The organism is Deltaproteobacteria bacterium, from assembly GCA_029210625.1.
Taxonomy (GTDB): Bacteria; Myxococcota; Myxococcia; order SLRQ01; family SLRQ01; genus JARGFU01.
Map to the genome: position 1 here is coordinate 1 of JARGFU010000020.1, position 15,228 is coordinate 15,228.

Below are 15,228 nucleotides of genomic sequence, written 5' to 3' on the forward strand. Positions count from 1 at the left end.
GATCGGCGGCGAGGAGCCCGTCCTCGAGGGCCCCGGTGTCGGCCACCGGCGCCGGATCCGGCGCCGCCGCGGCAGGAAGCTCGGTGGTCGTCCGCGGGGCGGGAGCCGCAGCGGCGGGCGCCGCGGGCGCCGGCGCGGCGGCGGTCTCGGTCAGGGCGGGCTCCCCGAGGCGAGCCTGCTCCTCGTCGAGGTCCACCGAGAGCATCAACACCAGCACGGTGGCGCCCAGCGCGAGGGTCATCCCCACCGGGTGCAGGCGCAGCCAGCCGCCCAGGCGGGCCAGGAGCCCCGGCGCCTCCTCCTGGGCGGCCGCCCGCAGGCGGGCCTCCCGCTCGGCGGCCTGGAGGATGGCCTCCATCCCCCGGCTGGGCTCCTCGGAGGGCAGCTGCTCCATCAGGGAGCGGGTGGCGCCCAGCTCGGCCAGCGCATCGGCGCAGTCCTCGCACCCCGCGAGGTGCGAGCGCACCTCGGCCTCACCGGCGGCGTCCAGCTCACCGTAGAGGAGGTCCAGGAGTCGATCCTGGCAGCTCTGGCACCCGTCGTTCATCTAGGAAGCAGCTCCCGTGGCCTCGGTGGGATCGTGGGGGTCGAGGAAGAGGTCCTCGGCGGTGATGCCCCGGTCCTCCAGCCAGCGGCGCAGGCCCTCGAGGGCGTAGCGCATCCGGCTCTTCACCGTGTTGACCGGGGTGTCGGTGATCTCGGCGATCTCCTTGAAGGGGACGCCGGCGTACTCGCGCAGGACGAAGACCTCGCGCTGCTCCTCCGGGAGGGCCTCGATGGCCTCCTTCAGGACCGGCCCGAGGCGGGCGGAGGAGGCGGCCCGATCGGTGCCGGCCTCCTGCCCGGGGAGATGCTCGGCGAGGCTGGCGCCCTCGGCGCCGTCGCCCCCGAGGGGCGCGTCGAGGGAGGTGGTCTTCCGGTGGCGGCCCCGCCGCAGGGCGTCGATCGAGAGGTTCCGGGCGATGGTGTAGAGCCAGGTCGTCAGCTTGCTCTTCTCCCGGTAACTCTCGGCGTTCCTCGCCAGTCTGAAGAAGGTCTCCTGCACCAGATCCTCTGCTTGTTCACGGTCTCCGATCACCCGGAGGATGAAGTTGAAGACCGGACCCCGATGGCGCCGGACCAGCACTTCGAAGGCCCTCACGTCGCCGGCCTGGTAGGCCAGCATCAGGCTCTCGTCGCTCTGTCTCGTCACCATCCCCGCCGCTCGAGATTTCTCGGGGTCCAGCGCCTCACTCGGCACCTACGCGGCGGAATCGTTCCTTTTCTCGTTCCAGGGCTCTTGTACCTACCTACGAACGAGGGGCCGCTTTGGATCTCCCGGCGACTCATCATCGATCAGGGGGCCGGGAGCCGTCCAGGTGAGAGGGTCCCGGCTCGGGCTCCGGCGCTCCGAGGCGCCAGCGCAGCACCCCGGCCAGGAACGCCCCGGCCGCGAGGACCCCCAGCACGTCGAGGACGGGCCGGGAGAAGGGCGCCTGGAAGTGGATCCAGAGGGTGCGGGAGAGCCCCAGGCCCAGGAGCACGCCGGTGAGGAGGCGGCGGAGCTTGCCCTCCGGGCGGGGATGGAAGAGGGAATACGACCAGTCCAGGAGGGCCGGCAGGCAGAGCAGGGTCAGGTAGCTCCCCTCCTCCTCCCCCGCCGGGAAGACGCCGCCCAGGAGGAAGAGGCCGAGGAGCCCCAGCGCGAGGGTCGGGTAGAGCCCCAGGCAGCGCGAGCAGAAGGGCACCCCGCCGATCCGGATGCAGCGATCGAGGTGCTCCGGATGCTGGTGGGAGAGGAGGAACCCCCAGTTCATGCGGCGCCGCCCGCCGGGCCGGCCTCGGCCAGGTGACAGGCCACCCGGTGACCCTCGCCCAGCTCGCGGGTGGCGGGCACCTCGCTGCGGCAGCGCTCCTCGGCGACGGGGCAGCGGGGGTGGAAGGGGCAGCCGGGCGGCGGCGCCAGAGGTGAGGGCACGTCACCCTCGAGCACCACCCGCTCGGACTTGGCGGTCGGATCGGGCACCGGCACCGCCGAGAGCAGGGCGCGGGTGTAGGGGTGCGCCGGCGCCCGGTAGAGGGTGCGGGCGCTGGCCTCCTCGACGATGCGGCCGAGGTACATCACCGCCACCCGATCCGAGAGGTACTCCACCACCTTCAGGTCGTGGGCGATGAAGACGTAGGTCAGGGAGAACTCCTCCTGGAGATCCCGCAGGAGGTTGATCACCTGGGCCTGGATCGAGACGTCGAGGGCCGAGACGGGCTCGTCGGCGATGATCACCTCCGGCGAGACCGCGAGCGCCCGCGCGATGCCGATGCGCTGGCGCTGCCCCCCGCTGAACTCGTGCGGGTAGCGGCCGACGGCGTCCGCCCGCAGCCCCACCTTGTCCAGGAGGGTCCGCACCCGCGCCTCGCGCTCGGCGCCGCGGGCGAGGTCGTGGATGGCCAGGGCCTCGCCCACGATGCTGCCCACCGTCATCCGGGGGTTCAGCGAGGCGTAGGGATCCTGGAAGATCATCTGCAGCTTGCGCCGCAGGGGGCGCATCTTGGCGGGCCCGTGGTGGGTGATGTCCTCGCCCTGGAAGAGGATCCGTCCGGCGGTGGGCTCGTGGAGCTTCAGCAGGGTCCGGCCCAGGGTGGACTTGCCGCAGCCCGACTCCCCCACCAGCCCCAGGGTCTCGCCCGGGGCCACCGAGAGGCTGACCCCGTCCACGGCGCGGACGGTGCCGACCGTGCCGCCGAAGACCCCGCCGCGCACCGGGAAGTGGGTCTTCAGCTCCTCGCAGGCGAGGATCGCGCCCCCCTCGGTTCGTGCGCTCATGCTGCTCCCCTCCCCTCCGGGTGGAGGCAGGCCACCGCGTGCCCGTCGGCCGCCACCTGGAGGGCCGGCTCGGCGAGGGCGCAGTCCTCCTGCGCCTTCTCGCAGCGGGTGCGGAAGCGGCAACCACCCGGGAGCTCGAGGAGCGAGGGCACCATCCCCGGGATCGCCGGCAGCCTCGCCCGCTCGGTCTGCGCCGGATCGAAGCTGGGGATCGAGCGCAGCAGGCCCGCGGTGTAGGGATGCCGGGGCTCGGCGAAGATCGCCTCCACCGGCGCGCGCTCGACCACCTTGCCCGCGTACATCACCGCCACGTCGTGGCAGGTCTCGGCCACGACCCCCAGATCGTGGGTGATGAGCATCACCGCCATGCCCCGCTCCTCCTGCAGCCTGCGCAGCAGGTCGAGGATCTGGGCCTGGATGGTCACGTCGAGGGCCGTGGTCGGCTCGTCGGCGATGAGCAGATCGGGATCGCAGGCGAGGGCCATCGCGATCATCACCCGCTGCCGCATCCCGCCCGAGAGCTGGTGCGGGTAGCTGCGCACCCGCTCCTCCGGCGCCGGGATGCCGACCAGCTTCAACATCTCGATCGCCCGCAGCTCGGCCGCCGCCCGATCGAGCCCCTCGTGGAGGCGGACCGCCTCGCCGATCTGATCGCCCACGGTGAAGACCGGGTTGAGGGAGGTCATCGGCTCCTGGAAGATCATCGAGATCTTCGCCCCCCGGATCTTCCGCATCTCCTCTTCGGACTTCTCCCGGAGATCCTCACCGCGGTAGAGGATCCGGCCCGCGAGGATCTTCCCCGGGGGATCGGGGATCAGCCGCAGGATCGAGAGCGCCGTGACGCTCTTGCCGCAGCCGGACTCGCCCACCACCCCCAGGGTGCGGCCGGGGAGGATCTCGAGATCGACGCCGTCCACGGCGACGGCCTCCCCCTCCTCGGTGCGGAAGGCCGTGCGCAGGCCCTCGATCTGGATCAGCGGCGCGTCCATCCGGTGGCCGGGATCACTTCTTCTGGAGCTCGTCGATGAGATCCGTCTCTTCGATGATGCCCTTGCGGATGAGGAGCCGGGTGAGGGCCGCCGCCATCTGGGTCGGGTTCACGTAGCGGCGCGCCTGATCGGGGAGCGCCTCGCCGGCGGCCATCTTGTCGAGGGCGTTCCCGATGATCGCCGCGGCGCTCTGGAGATCGATGTCGGCGAAGGCCGCGGCGGCCTCACCGTCGGCCGCCGGGCCGGCGGGCATCGGCTCGAGCTCCTCGAGGAGCTCCTCGGCCACCTCCTCGGGCTCGGGCTCGGGCTCGGGCTCGCTGGCGCTCACCGCCGCCGGGGCGAGGGAGTCCGCCGACACGGGGGCCGGGGCGAGGGAGTCCGCCGACACCGGAGCCGGGGCGAGGGAGTCCGCCGACACCGGGACCGGAGCGAGGGAGTCCGCGGACACCGGGACCGGCCGGGCCAGGCTGTCCGCCCGCACGGGGATCGGGGCCGCGGTCGCCGGGCGTGGCGCGGGGGGCGCGGGGGGCGCGGGATCGTCCCCCATGCCGAGGGCAGCCAGGTCGTCCTCGACGTCGCTGCCCAGGCCGCCGGTGCTCACGGGCGTGGGCGCGCCCCAGGCCGCGGGCGAGGCGGTCATGGGATCGAAGGCGGGCGCCGCGGGCCTCGCCGGCGCGAGCGAGTCGGCCGAGATCACCTCGGCCTCGACCTCCTGCAGGGACTCCGCCGCCGCCGGGGACGGCTCGGCGACCATCGCCTCGATCGGGGTCACCTTCGGAGGGGGCGGCGCCGGCTCCGGGAGGGGCGCTCCCCGGAAGACGTGGGCGATCAGCGCCCGGATCTCCGCCTCGGAGGCCGTCGCGACCTTGATCCGCTTGCCGGTCTGGAACTGGATCTCGTCGAGGGTCGCCAGATCGGTGGGATCGCTCATGGCGATCCAGAGGACGTCCCCCCGCTCGCCGTCGAGGCGGAAGGGCACGAGCTTCTGGCGCTCGGCCAGGTCCAGGGCGATGAGCTTCGCGGCCTTCGGCTCGACCGCGTCGGGCGCCATCTGGAAGCGCTCCAGCCCCAGCTGGAGCGAGAGGGCGTCGGCGACGGCCTCGCCGGTGGTGTAGCCCTTGGAGACGACGATCTCGCCGATCCGCCCGCCCCACTGGCGCTGGTGCCCGAGGGAGGCCTGCAGCTGGAAGTCGTCGATGAGCCCGCCCTCGACGAGGATCTCTCCGATCTTCTTCCTCACTTCGTCACCGCTTGCTGACCTTGGCGAGGTACTCGTCCCGGGTGAACACGCCCCGCTCGATGAGCAGCTCCACCAGCGCCTTGAGGATCTGGACCTCCTTGCGCTGGGTGCGCTCCACCTTCTCGAGCAGGGTCACCGGATCCGACGGGTCGGCGATGGGCGGCGGGGGCGGCGGCGGGGCCTGCGCGATGGGCGGCGGCGGCGGCTCGGCGATGGGCGGCGGCGGGGGCTCGCGGGCGGCCGAGGGCGGGACGATGTCCTCGATCTTCTTCATCACGGTGTTGCCCTGGGCATCCGTGATCTTGAACTCGTCCCCCCCGGCGTCGCGCAGCTCCTCGGCCGAGTAGGACAGGCCGATCTTCTTGCGGATCTCGGTCTCGCCGGCCAGCAGCGCGTCGATGCGGCAGCCGGTGGCGGCCCGCAGCTCGTCCAGGGCGCGGATGTTCTGCGGATCGGACATCGCCACCAGGAGGGTCTTGCCCTCGTCGCGCAGCTCCAGGGGCAGCACCGCGTAGCCCTCGGCGACGTCGACCTTCACCTTCCGCAGGGCGTTGGGGCTCGGGGTGCTCTGATCCAGATCCACCCGGGGGATGCCGAGCTGCTTGGAGAGCGCCTTGGTGAGCAGGTCCTCGGAGAGGTAGCCCATCCGGACCAGGATCTGGCCGAGCTTGCCGCCCCACTTCTCCTGCTCCGCCAGGGCGGTCTCGAGCTGCGCCTCGGTCACGACCTTGGCGCGAAGTAGCAGCTGGCCGAGCTGAATCCTCATGTCGCTCTCGTCGCTCCCTCGCCTCTGGAGTCAGGCCTTCAGTTTCGGATCGATGGCGTCCCGGAGCCCCTCGCCCAGGAGATTGTACGCCGTGACAGTGATGAATATCGCCAGACCCGGGAAGATAGCCAGCCACCATGCTTCGAAGTGCCGGCGGGCCTCGGTGAGCATCCCCCCCCAGGAGGCCATGTCGGGCGGGATCCCGAAACCCAGGAAGGAGAGCGCCCCCTCGATGAGGATGGAGGCCGCCACCGAGAAGGTGGCCGCCACCAGCACCGGGGCGAGGGCGTTGGGCAGGAGGTGGCGCAAGATCAGGCGCAGGTCCGAGCTGCCCAGCGCCCGGGCGGCGAGCACGAACTCCTGGGTCTTCACCTTGAGGATCTCGGCCCGCACCAGGCGGGCGACGCTTGTCCAGCCGGTGAGGCCGATGACCACCATCAGGGCGAGGACCGCGCCCCACCCCTCCGGCGCGAGGACCGCCAGGAGGGTGACGATGATCAGGAAGGAGGGGATGGAGAGGAAGACCTCCACCACCCGCATCACCGTGGCGTCGATCCAGCCCCCGTAGAAGCCCGCCAGGCAGCCCAGCAGCAGGCCGATCCCGACCAGGAGGGTCACCGCGACCAGGCCCACGGCGAGGGAGACCCGGCTGCCGTGGAGCAGGCGGGCGAGCACGTCGCGCCCGGAGGGGTCGGTGCCCAGCCAGTGCTCGGGGCCCGGCGGCGCGAGGACCGCGTCCAGGTCGTGGGTCGCGTAGCCGTAGGGGATGGGAGGGAAGACGGCCCAGTCCTCTGGCCCCATCTCCTTCAGCAGGAGCTGGTTGTCGTAGATCCGCAGCTCTGGCGGGTCGGTGAGGTTGGGGAGGACCCAGGTCTCGCCCTCGAGGTGCAGCAGGAGCGGCCGCTCCGAGGCCAGCAGGTCGGCGCCGGCGGCGAGGAAGAAGATCGAGGCGACGATCCAGCTCGCCAGGCGGTTGAGGCGCCGCCGCCAGAAGAGGCGCCGGACCATCGCGAGGTAGGTGCGGCCCGCGGCCGCGCTCGCCCCGGGCGCGCTCAAGGGGACTCCCCCCCGTAGGTGATCCGCGGATCGACCACCGCGTAGAGGATGTCGGAGAGGAGGATGCCCACCATGGTCAGCAGGGAGGTGAAGGCGACCAGGGTGATGACCAGCGGATAGTCGGGCATCCGGATGGCCTCGAGGGTCAGGCCGCCCATGCCCCGGATGCCGAAGATGGTCTCGACGATCACCGAGCCGCCGATCAGGTAGGGCAGGTAGAGCCCCATCAGGGTGATGATCGGGATGAGGCTGTTGCGCAGCGCGTGGCGCCAGATCACCACCCGCTCGGGGACGCCCTTCGCCCGGGCGGTGCGCACGTAGTCCTGGCGGATCGCCTCGAGCATCCCGCTGCGCATGTAGCGCGAGAGCGCCGCGAAGGCGTTGAAGGTCAGGGCCAGGAGCGGGAGCGTGATGTGCCAGGCCACGTCCCCCACCTTCTGGAGGAAGCCCATCTCCTCGAAGCCGCGGAAGCTGTGCCAGCCCTGCAGCGGGAACCAGTCGAGGTAGTGGCCGCTGGCCAGGAAGACCAGCAGCAGGGTCCCCACCCAGAAGCGCGGCAGGGAGTAGAGCATGAAGACCCCGACCGTCACGGCCTGGTCCTTCCTCGTGTACTGGCGGGTCGCGGAGAAGACCCCCAGGGGGATGGCGATGAGGTAGGCGATGGCCAGGGAGAGCACCGAGAGCAGCACCGTGATGGGCAGCGCCTCGCCGATCACCTCGGCGATGGGGCGGCCGTCCTTCCAGGTGGTGCCCAGGTCGAGGGAGAGCAGCCGGCCGACGAGGCGCGCGTACTGCACGTACCAGGGCTTGTCGAGGTCGTAGATCCTGCGCAGGTGCTCGATGGCCTCCTGCGAGATCTGCTGCCCCTGCAGCCCCGCCTCGAGGTCCGCGACCACCGGATCGGTGTTCGCCAGGCGCAGCACCAGGAAGCAGACCAGGGTGATCCCGAGGAAGGTCGGGATCATCAGGAGGAGGCGCCGCAGCAGGTACTGCCACATGGGCTACTCCTGCGCCGGAGCCGGCGGCTCGGCCTGCGGCTCCACCCACCAGTCCGCGAACTGCCAGAACGCGAGGTTCGCCTTCACCCCGTGGATGCGCCGGTGGATGAGGGTGCGCCGCGCCGGCACCCAGAGCCAGGTGTAGGGCTGCTCCTCGTGGAGGAGGTGCTGCAGCTTGCGGAAGATGGCGTCGCGCCGCTCCTCGTCGAACTCCACCCGGCCCGCCTCGATGAGGGCGTCGGCCTCCGGGTTGGAGAAGGAGATGAAGTTGGACCCGCCCTCGGTCGAGGAGGAGTGCCAGACCTGGGCCGGATCCACCCGGGGCCCCGCGCCCCAGGCCAGGGTGCAGGCGTCGAACTCGTGCTCCCGCAGGCGCTTGCTGAAGGCGGCCCACTCCACCTTCTGGATGCTCATCTCGATCCCCGCCCGGGCGAAGGACTCCTTCATCAGGGTCGCCAGCCGCTCGGTGGTGACGCTCGAGGCCGAGATCATGAACGAGAAGGCGAAGCGCACCCCGTCGCGCTCGCGCACACCGTCCCCGTCGGTGTCCCTCCAGCCGGCCTCCTCCAGGAGCTTCACCGCCGCCACCGGATCGTAGGGAGGCTGCACCACCGCCGGATCGCAGGCGGCGCTCCGATAGTAGAAGTGGCAGGTCGTCGGCAGCACGAGGTCGTGGAGGACGCTCTTGCGGAAGCGCTCGCGGTCGATGAGCATCGTCAGCGCGAGCCGCACCCGGCGATCCTGGAAGGTGGGCCGCGCGAGGTTCCAGCCGATCCAGTTGTAGGTGGCGTCGTGGAAGAGAGAGCGGTGGAAGTTCTCCCGCAGGGCGGGCCGCTCCTCCATCTTCACCCAGGCCTCGCTCAGGGTGGAGGTGACCACGTCGAGCTCGCCCTTCTCGGCGAGGAGCGGCCCGACGGTGGGGTCCTTCACGATGCGGAAGACCAGGCGGTCGAGGTAGGCCTTGCGCCCCCAGTAGTCCTCGTTGCGGCGGTAGACCACGCGCTGGTCGGTCTTCCACTCGACGAAGGCGAAGGGGCCCGTCCCCACCGGGGCCCGGTTCAGCGGGTTGGTCGCGGCCTGGTTGTACTCGGCGCCGGTGAGCTTCGCGATGACGTGCGCGGGCTGGATCGGCACCTGGGCGAAGGGATCGTCCAGCGCCATGAAGTAGGGCTTCTTCCAGACGAACTCGACCGTGTGCTCGTCGATGGCCCGGAAGCTCTCGAGCTCCTCGAGGTGGGAGCGCAGGTGGGCGGCCTTGGTCGTCTCGTCGAGGACCTTCTCGTAGGTGGCGATCACGTCCTTCGCCCCGAAGGGCTGGCCGTCGTGGAAGCGCACGTCCTTCCGGAGGTGGAAGGTGTAGGTGAGCTTGTCCTCGGAGAGGGTCCAGGACTCGGCCAGCTCCGGCTGGAAGCGGTAGCGGGGGTCGTCGTAGGCGTCGATGCCCACCAGGGCCTGGTAGACGAGGTGATGGGTGATCCGGGACCCCCACCAGTCGTTGTCGACGATGGTGTTGAGGGAGGGGGGATCGGCGTACATCTGCACCACGACCTCGCCCCCCGGGACGGGCGTCCCCTGCCCCTCCAGCGGCGGCAGCCGGCCAGCGCGCCAGGCCGCGAGCTCGGGGTCCACGGCCGGCGCGGGCCTGGCCGCGGGCTGGGGCGGCGGGGGCGGCTCCTCGGCCTTCCCCCGGGTGCAGGCGGCGTCGAGGCCGGCGCAGAGCAGCAGCAGCGCCGCTCCCGCCGCACGCCTCGCTGCCACCCTTCGCCTCACTCGTTCACCTCGGGAGGCAGGAGGATAGCCGGATCCGGCCCCAGGGGCACGGTGGGGATCCCCGGCGGCAGGGCCAGCTCGAAGATGGCCGGGTCGAAGTCTGCGGAGTCCACCTCCAGCGAGCGCCAGCGCCAGTCCAGGCCGGTGCCGGCGCGCTCGTAGCGGATCGTCCAGGGCAGGAGGCCCGAGCCCTCGCCGGCGACCGGCCGGTAGTCCTCGTAGCTCACCTCCCAGGCGTCCTCACCCTCCGCCGCCGGCTCGTGGCGGTAGCGCCGGATGGTCCCCAGCTCGGGATCGATCCACACGCGCTGCACGCCCGCCGCGCCCTTCACCTCGACCCGGTAGGCGCGCGCCTCGTGGTCCAGGCGCAGGGAGAGCTTCGCCCCGAGCTCCAGCGGCGGCCGGCCGAGGAGGAGGTCGACCACCTCGCCGGGATCGAGCACCACCGGCAGCAGCGTCGCCAGCAACTCGGTGGTGGCGCTGCCGCGATAGGCCCGCCCTCCTTCGATGTCCCAGAGCAGCAGCTCACCCTCCCGGACCATCAGCACGGCCAGGGGCGAGCCGAAGAAGCTCAGGGTGTCGAGGCGCAGGCGATCGGGGACGGCCAGGGCCACCAGGTGGTCGGCCCCGAAGCGCCCCTGGGGGAGCTGGAAGCGCAGCTTCGCCTCCCCCTGGAGGGTCGCGGGGCTGGCCAGGCGCTCCCGCGAGGCGGCCAGCAGCTCCCCCGCGTCGTCCGCCGGGTTCGGCCCGAAGTCGAAGCGGCGGGGGCAGGCGCTGGTGAGGAGGAGGGTCGAGAGGAGCGCGCCGGCCAGCAGGGCCCTCATGGCGTGGGCTCCGCCTCGGGCGGAGGTGTCACCTTGGGCTCGGCGGTCTTCTCCCTGGCCATCTTCATCAGCTCCTGGAGGGACCGTACCCGGGGCTTCGCCTCGCTGTCAGCCTCCTCCGGAGCCTCCGGGGCCTCCGCCTCGTCCTCCTCGCTCTCCTCGCCCTCGCCGGCGGCCTGCTCCTTCGCCTGCTGCATCATCTCCTGGAGGGAGAGCACCTTCTTGGGCTGGGCGACCGGCTCCTCGACCGGCTCCTCGACCACCTCCTCGGGGGCGGCCTCCGGCAGGGAGGTCCAGATGGGCTGGTCGCGCAGGAGCCAGTTCACCGGGCCGAGAGAGACGGTGGGCAGGTAGGTGACCAGCACCAGCCCGACGAGCATCAGGCCGATGAAGGGCACCACCGAGCGGACGACCGCGCCGAGGGGCTGGCCGAAGACGGACTGGGAGACGAAGAGGTTCAACCCGATGGGGGGCGTGAGGTAGCCGATCTCGAGGTTGACGATGAAGACCACGCCGAGGTGGACCGGATCCAGGCCCAGGCCGACGCCGATCGGCACCAGCAGGGGCGAGAGTATCAGGATGGCGCTGATCGAGTCCATCACGAAGCCCACCGCGATGAGCAGCAGGTTGAGGGCGAGCAGGAACATGATCGGCGAGAGCTCCATCTCGCGGATCCACACCACCGCCCGCTGCGGCACCTGGGCGTCGGCCAGGAAGTGATTGAGGCCGAAGGACATGGCCATGATCACCAGCAGGCTGCCCATGAGGATGCCCGACTCCAGGAGGATGCCAGGGATGTCGCCGAGGGTGATCTCGCGGTGGACGAAGAGCTCGACCACCAGGGCGTAGATCACCGAGACCGCCGCCGCCTCGGTCGCGGTGAACATCCCGCTGTAGATGCCGCCCAGGATCAGGACCGGCAGGTTCAGGGCCCAGAAGCCCTCCCGGTAGCGGGTGATCACCCGGCGGAGGCTGAAGGCCTCCCGGGGCAGGTTCCAGCCGACGTAGACCGAGTACAGCGACATCAGGCCGCCGATGAGGGCGCCGGGGACGACGCCGGCGAGGAAGAGCTCGCCCACGTCCACGGTGCGGGAGGTGCCGGCGACGATGGCGAAGACCAGCATCGGGATCGAGGGCGGGATGAGGATGCCCAGCGAGCCGGCCGAGGTGACCAGGCCCAGGGAGAAGCGCTCCGGATAGCCGGACTTCGCCAGCGCCGGATACATCATGGTCCCGATGGCGATCACGGTGGCCGGGCTCGAGCCGGAGATCGCGGCGAAGAAGATGCAGCCGCCGACCGTGGCGATGGCCAGCCCGCCGGGGAGGTGCCCCACCAGGGCCTTGGCGAAGGCGATGAGCCTCCCGGCGATGCCGCCGGCGGTCATGATCGCGCCGGAGATCATGAAGAAGGGGATCGCCAGCAGGACGTTCTTCTTGGTGAGGTTGGCGATCTTCACCACGAAGATCTGGTAGGCGTCGAACTCGTCGTAGCCGTCACCCCAGAGCAGGAAGCAGAGGGCGGCGATGACGCCGATGATCACGAAGAGGGGCTCGCCCAGGGCGATGGCCGCGGCCACCGCCGCGAAGATCAGGAAGACGGGCCCGAGGGAGGCGCTCTCGCCCCCGTCGTCCGCGAGGGCGGCCTGCAGGGCCATCGCGGCCAGCACGACGGCGCAGACCCCGAAGAGGCGGCGCAGGCGCGGGCCCGGTCCGGGGCGGCGAGCGGGACGGAGGGAGGCGATCATGACTCTCCCTCCTCGTCGCTGCCCCTGGACCCCGAGAGGACCTTGGTCCCCTCGCTGGCCTCCTTGAGCATGGCCTGGATGGCGTCCCCCCCCACCCGGCCGTACTGCCGCCCGGTGGCCGCGGCCACGGCGGCCGTCAGGAAGCGGGTGCCCATGATCAGGAAGGTCAGGGGCAGGACCCCGAAGGCCGCCCACTGGGGCACCCCCGGCAGGCCGTCGACCAGCCCGCCGTAGCCGTCGGTCTGGATCCAGCTCTCCCAGTGCCCGCCGATGAAGGAGAGCGAGAGAGCGAAGAGGGCGAGCACCGCCGCCGCGGTGAAGAGGTTCGCCAGGGTGGTGACCACCCGGCGGGCGCCGGGCGACCAGAGCCGATCGGCCGCCTCCACCCGCAGGTGCCGGCCGTCGAAGGTGCACATCGAGGCGCCGACGAAGCCGACCCAGAGGGTGAGGATCATCGCCAGGGCCTGGGCCCAGACCACGCCGTTGGGCAGCAGCCAGATCATCCCGCGGACGACCACCCAGGCGCCGACCACCAGCGCCAGGGCCAGGCCCCAGGCGCGGAGGCGGCTCGTGCGCGACTCCTCCGCCCGCCAGCGCACGCCGATGTAGGCGAGGATCAGGAAGAAGGCGAAGAGGAAGGGCGGGGCCACCCAGTCCCGCATCGTCGGATAGAGGGCCTCCGCGAGGCCCGCCTCACCGAAGAGGCCGGCCGCCCCGGCCAGCCAGCGAGCGACCCGGCTCTCGGGATCCGCGAAGGTGCGGTGCACCACGTCGATGAAGACCACCACCGACATGACGAAGAGACCAGCCACGACCACGAAGCGCTCGGCCCGGTAGACCGCGCGATCGAGACGTCCGAGCAGTGCGAGCACGCGTCGTCTCCCCCGGCGTCGTCCCGGCCCTCCCCCGGAACATCGCCGCGAATTCTACTTGGCCCGGTGAGCGGCGAGGGCCTTCTCGATCTTCGAGAGCAGCGCGGCCGCCCTCTCCCCCTTCGCCTTCTTGAACCAGGTGTGGACCGGCTGCGCGGCGTCGGCGAGCGCCTTCAGCTCCTCGGGCGTGGGCCGGTAGAGCTCGATCCCCGCGGCCTCGAAGTTCTGCAGGAGCAGGGGCGAGAGCGCCCGGACCATCTTGCGGCCCTTGTGTCCCTCGGCCAGGGAGTCCTTCAGGATCACGTCCTGCAGCTCCTTGGGGAGGGTCTCGAAGGACTTGCGCGACATCACCATGATCCCGGGCTGGTAGATGTGCCGGGTCACGGAGTAGTGGCTCACGCCCTGGTACCAGGAGCTGGCGAAGGAGAAGAGCGGCGTGTTGTCGAAGCCGTCGACGACGCCGGTCTGCAGGGAGGAGAGCACCTCGGTCGCGGCGATGGGCACCGGAGAGGCCCCGTAGGCCCGGTACATCTCCAGGTGGGTGTCCACCTCCTGGGTGCGCATCTTCTTGCCCTTCACGTCCTGGGGTCCGTGGATCGGGCCGTAGCGGGTGCCGATGGAGCGCCAGCCGTTCTCGTGCCAGAAGACCAGGACGTAGCCGCGCTCCCAGAGGAGCTTCTTGGCGTCCTCGAGGATGACCTCGTCGAGGATGTGATCGACCTCCTCGAAGGACCGGAAGAGGTAGGGCAGCTCGAGGACCGAGAGCTCCGGGACGCTCGAGGCGAGCGCCGCGACCGAGCCGGCGAAGAAGTGGATCGCCCCCCGGTGGGTCTCCTGGACCGTGACGTTCTCGTCGCCGAGGACGCCTCCCCAGTAGGTCTTCAGCTTGATGCGCCCCCCGGACTCCTTGGCCACCCGCTTCTTCCACTCGTCGAGGTGCTCGGACCAGGGGGTCCCGTCGGGGGCGATGGAGGCCATCTTGAAGACGAACTCCGGCTTCTCGGCCTGCGCCTCGGCCCCGAGGGGGAGGAGCAGCGCCAGGGAGAGGGCCGCGGCGGCCAGCGTACGAACCATCATCTTGGCCTCCTTCACGGCTCTAGAAGAGCTCGTCGGCGTTCTTCTGCAGCTCCTCGGCCTTCTTCTTCTCGACCAGGACCTCGGGGCGAATCTCCGGCACGGCGTTCTCGTCCACCTCGAGGGCGGCCTCGAGCTGCTCGTCGAAGAGCGCGCGATCCTGCTTCTTCACCGCGAGGTTCTCGGCCATCAGCACGCGGGTGCCGATGTAGTAGGGCGCGAGCTCGAGGGACTTCGCGTAGTGCTGGGCCGACTTCTCGAGATCGCCGCCGGCGAACTTCGGAGCCACCGCGTAGAAGGCGCCGAAGTAACGATCGGGGGCGCCGTGGAAGTAGGTGGGATCGAGCTTCAGGCAGCGCTCCATGATGGCCTTCACCTTGTCCTTGTTGCCCAGGAGCACGGCGAAGCCCTTCTTCTTGGCCCACTTCCCGAGGTTCGTGGCGTACCAGTAGAGGGCGCCGACGCCCTCGACGCCGATGGCCTCGATGGCCGTCTCCAGCTTCTCGCCGTCCCGCATCCGCTTCTCGAAGTCGGAGGAGACCGCCATCATGGCCTTCTCACCCCAGGCCACGCCCTGATCCATCGTGTCCAGATAGGCCTCGTCGTCGCCCCGGAGGTAGCCGTCGGCCAGGAAGTAGAGGCCGCGGGTGATGCTGGTCAGGCTCTGGTAGTCGCTCGGGTCGAGCGCCACGGCCTTCTCCCAGGCGGCGATCGCCTGCTTGATCTCCTCGGGGTCGGTGCGCTTGGCCCAGTGCGCCTCGGCCTGCGCCTTCAGCTCGCCCGCCGCGCCCGAGTCGCCCGCGGCCTCCTTGGCGGCCTTCTCGGCCTCCCAGGCGGCGGTCCGGCCGGTGCAGCCCACCAGCAGGAGGGAAAGGCTCATGGCCGTCATCAGGATCGCTCTCGTTGCCTTCATCTCGTTCCTCCAGGAGGCTTCCCTCTGCGGGAGCCTCTTCAACCCATCATCGATGAGACGGCCGAGCGAGCAGGCAGCGCACGCCGCCCTCTCGTTCCCCCGGCCCCTTGAATAACCGCAGGCCCGATACCATCGGGACCGTCGGACCGTCAAAGCTCTTCAGGCGCGGCGCCGGGCGCCC

Annotated in this window: 15 protein-coding genes; all 15 read right to left on the reverse strand. The window is 71.0% G+C overall.

Going from position 1 to position 15,228, the window contains the following annotated elements; translation table 11 throughout:
- The coding region (locus P1V51_17955; protein MDF1564932.1) for a zf-HC2 domain-containing protein at window positions 1–547 on the reverse strand (547 nt) is incomplete at its 3' end.
- Window positions 548–1,195: an RNA polymerase sigma factor gene (locus P1V51_17960; protein ID MDF1564933.1), complete on the reverse strand. Its 648-nt coding sequence runs from the start codon at window positions 1,193–1,195 to the stop codon at window positions 548–550.
- Between the two features lie 133 nt (window positions 1,196–1,328).
- A complete protein-coding gene (locus P1V51_17965; GenBank protein MDF1564934.1) occupies window positions 1,329–1,796 on the reverse strand; it encodes a DUF2085 domain-containing protein in 468 nt (155 codons plus the stop codon).
- Window positions 1,793–2,800: a dipeptide ABC transporter ATP-binding protein gene (locus P1V51_17970; GenBank protein ID MDF1564935.1), complete on the reverse strand. Its 1,008-nt coding sequence runs from the start codon at window positions 2,798–2,800 to the stop codon at window positions 1,793–1,795. The genes P1V51_17965 and P1V51_17970 overlap by 4 nt, the downstream gene beginning before the upstream one ends.
- Entirely contained in the window at window positions 2,797–3,789 is a 993-nt protein-coding gene (locus P1V51_17975) for an ABC transporter ATP-binding protein (protein ID MDF1564936.1), read from the reverse strand. Before P1V51_17975 ends, P1V51_17970 begins: the two co-directional genes overlap by 4 nt.
- Before the next feature lie 13 nt (window positions 3,790–3,802).
- Window positions 3,803–5,029 (reverse strand): hypothetical protein, encoded by a 1,227-nt coding sequence (locus P1V51_17980; GenBank protein MDF1564937.1) that lies wholly within the window; start codon window positions 5,027–5,029, stop codon window positions 3,803–3,805.
- 4 nt (window positions 5,030–5,033) lie between these two features.
- On the reverse strand, window positions 5,034–5,795 hold the full coding sequence (locus P1V51_17985; protein MDF1564938.1) for a general secretion pathway protein GspE: 762 nt from the start codon (window positions 5,793–5,795) through the stop codon (window positions 5,034–5,036).
- Window positions 5,796–5,825: 30 nt separating this feature from the next.
- On the reverse strand, window positions 5,826–6,851 hold the full coding sequence (locus P1V51_17990; GenBank protein MDF1564939.1) for an ABC transporter permease: 1,026 nt from the start codon (window positions 6,849–6,851) through the stop codon (window positions 5,826–5,828).
- Window positions 6,848–7,849: an ABC transporter permease gene (locus tag P1V51_17995; protein ID MDF1564940.1), complete on the reverse strand. Its 1,002-nt coding sequence runs from the start codon at window positions 7,847–7,849 to the stop codon at window positions 6,848–6,850. Before P1V51_17995 ends, P1V51_17990 begins: the two co-directional genes overlap by 4 nt.
- A 3-nt stretch (window positions 7,850–7,852) precedes the next feature.
- Window positions 7,853–9,607: a peptide-binding protein gene (locus P1V51_18000; GenBank protein ID MDF1564941.1), complete on the reverse strand. Its 1,755-nt coding sequence runs from the start codon at window positions 9,605–9,607 to the stop codon at window positions 7,853–7,855.
- Between the two features lie 8 nt (window positions 9,608–9,615).
- Entirely contained in the window at window positions 9,616–10,443 is an 828-nt protein-coding gene (locus P1V51_18005) for a DUF4292 domain-containing protein (protein ID MDF1564942.1), read from the reverse strand.
- Window positions 10,440–12,188 carry a TRAP transporter large permease gene (locus P1V51_18010; GenBank protein MDF1564943.1) on the reverse strand — a complete coding sequence of 583 codons (1,749 nt, stop codon included), beginning with the start codon at window positions 12,186–12,188 and terminating at the stop codon, window positions 10,440–10,442. Before P1V51_18010 ends, P1V51_18005 begins: the two co-directional genes overlap by 4 nt.
- Window positions 12,185–13,060, reverse strand: coding sequence for a TRAP transporter small permease subunit (locus P1V51_18015; GenBank protein ID MDF1564944.1), 876 nt, complete (start codon window positions 13,058–13,060; stop codon window positions 12,185–12,187). Before P1V51_18015 ends, P1V51_18010 begins: the two co-directional genes overlap by 4 nt.
- Before the next feature lie 54 nt (window positions 13,061–13,114).
- Complete coding sequence (locus P1V51_18020; GenBank protein MDF1564945.1) at window positions 13,115–14,137, reverse strand: TRAP transporter substrate-binding protein; 1,023 nt, start codon at window positions 14,135–14,137, stop codon at window positions 13,115–13,117.
- Between the two features lie 19 nt (window positions 14,138–14,156).
- Window positions 14,157–15,047, reverse strand: a complete 891-nt coding sequence (locus tag P1V51_18025) for a TRAP transporter TatT component family protein (protein MDF1564946.1) — start codon at window positions 15,045–15,047, stop codon at window positions 14,157–14,159.
- Window positions 15,048–15,228: the final 181 nt, after the last annotated feature.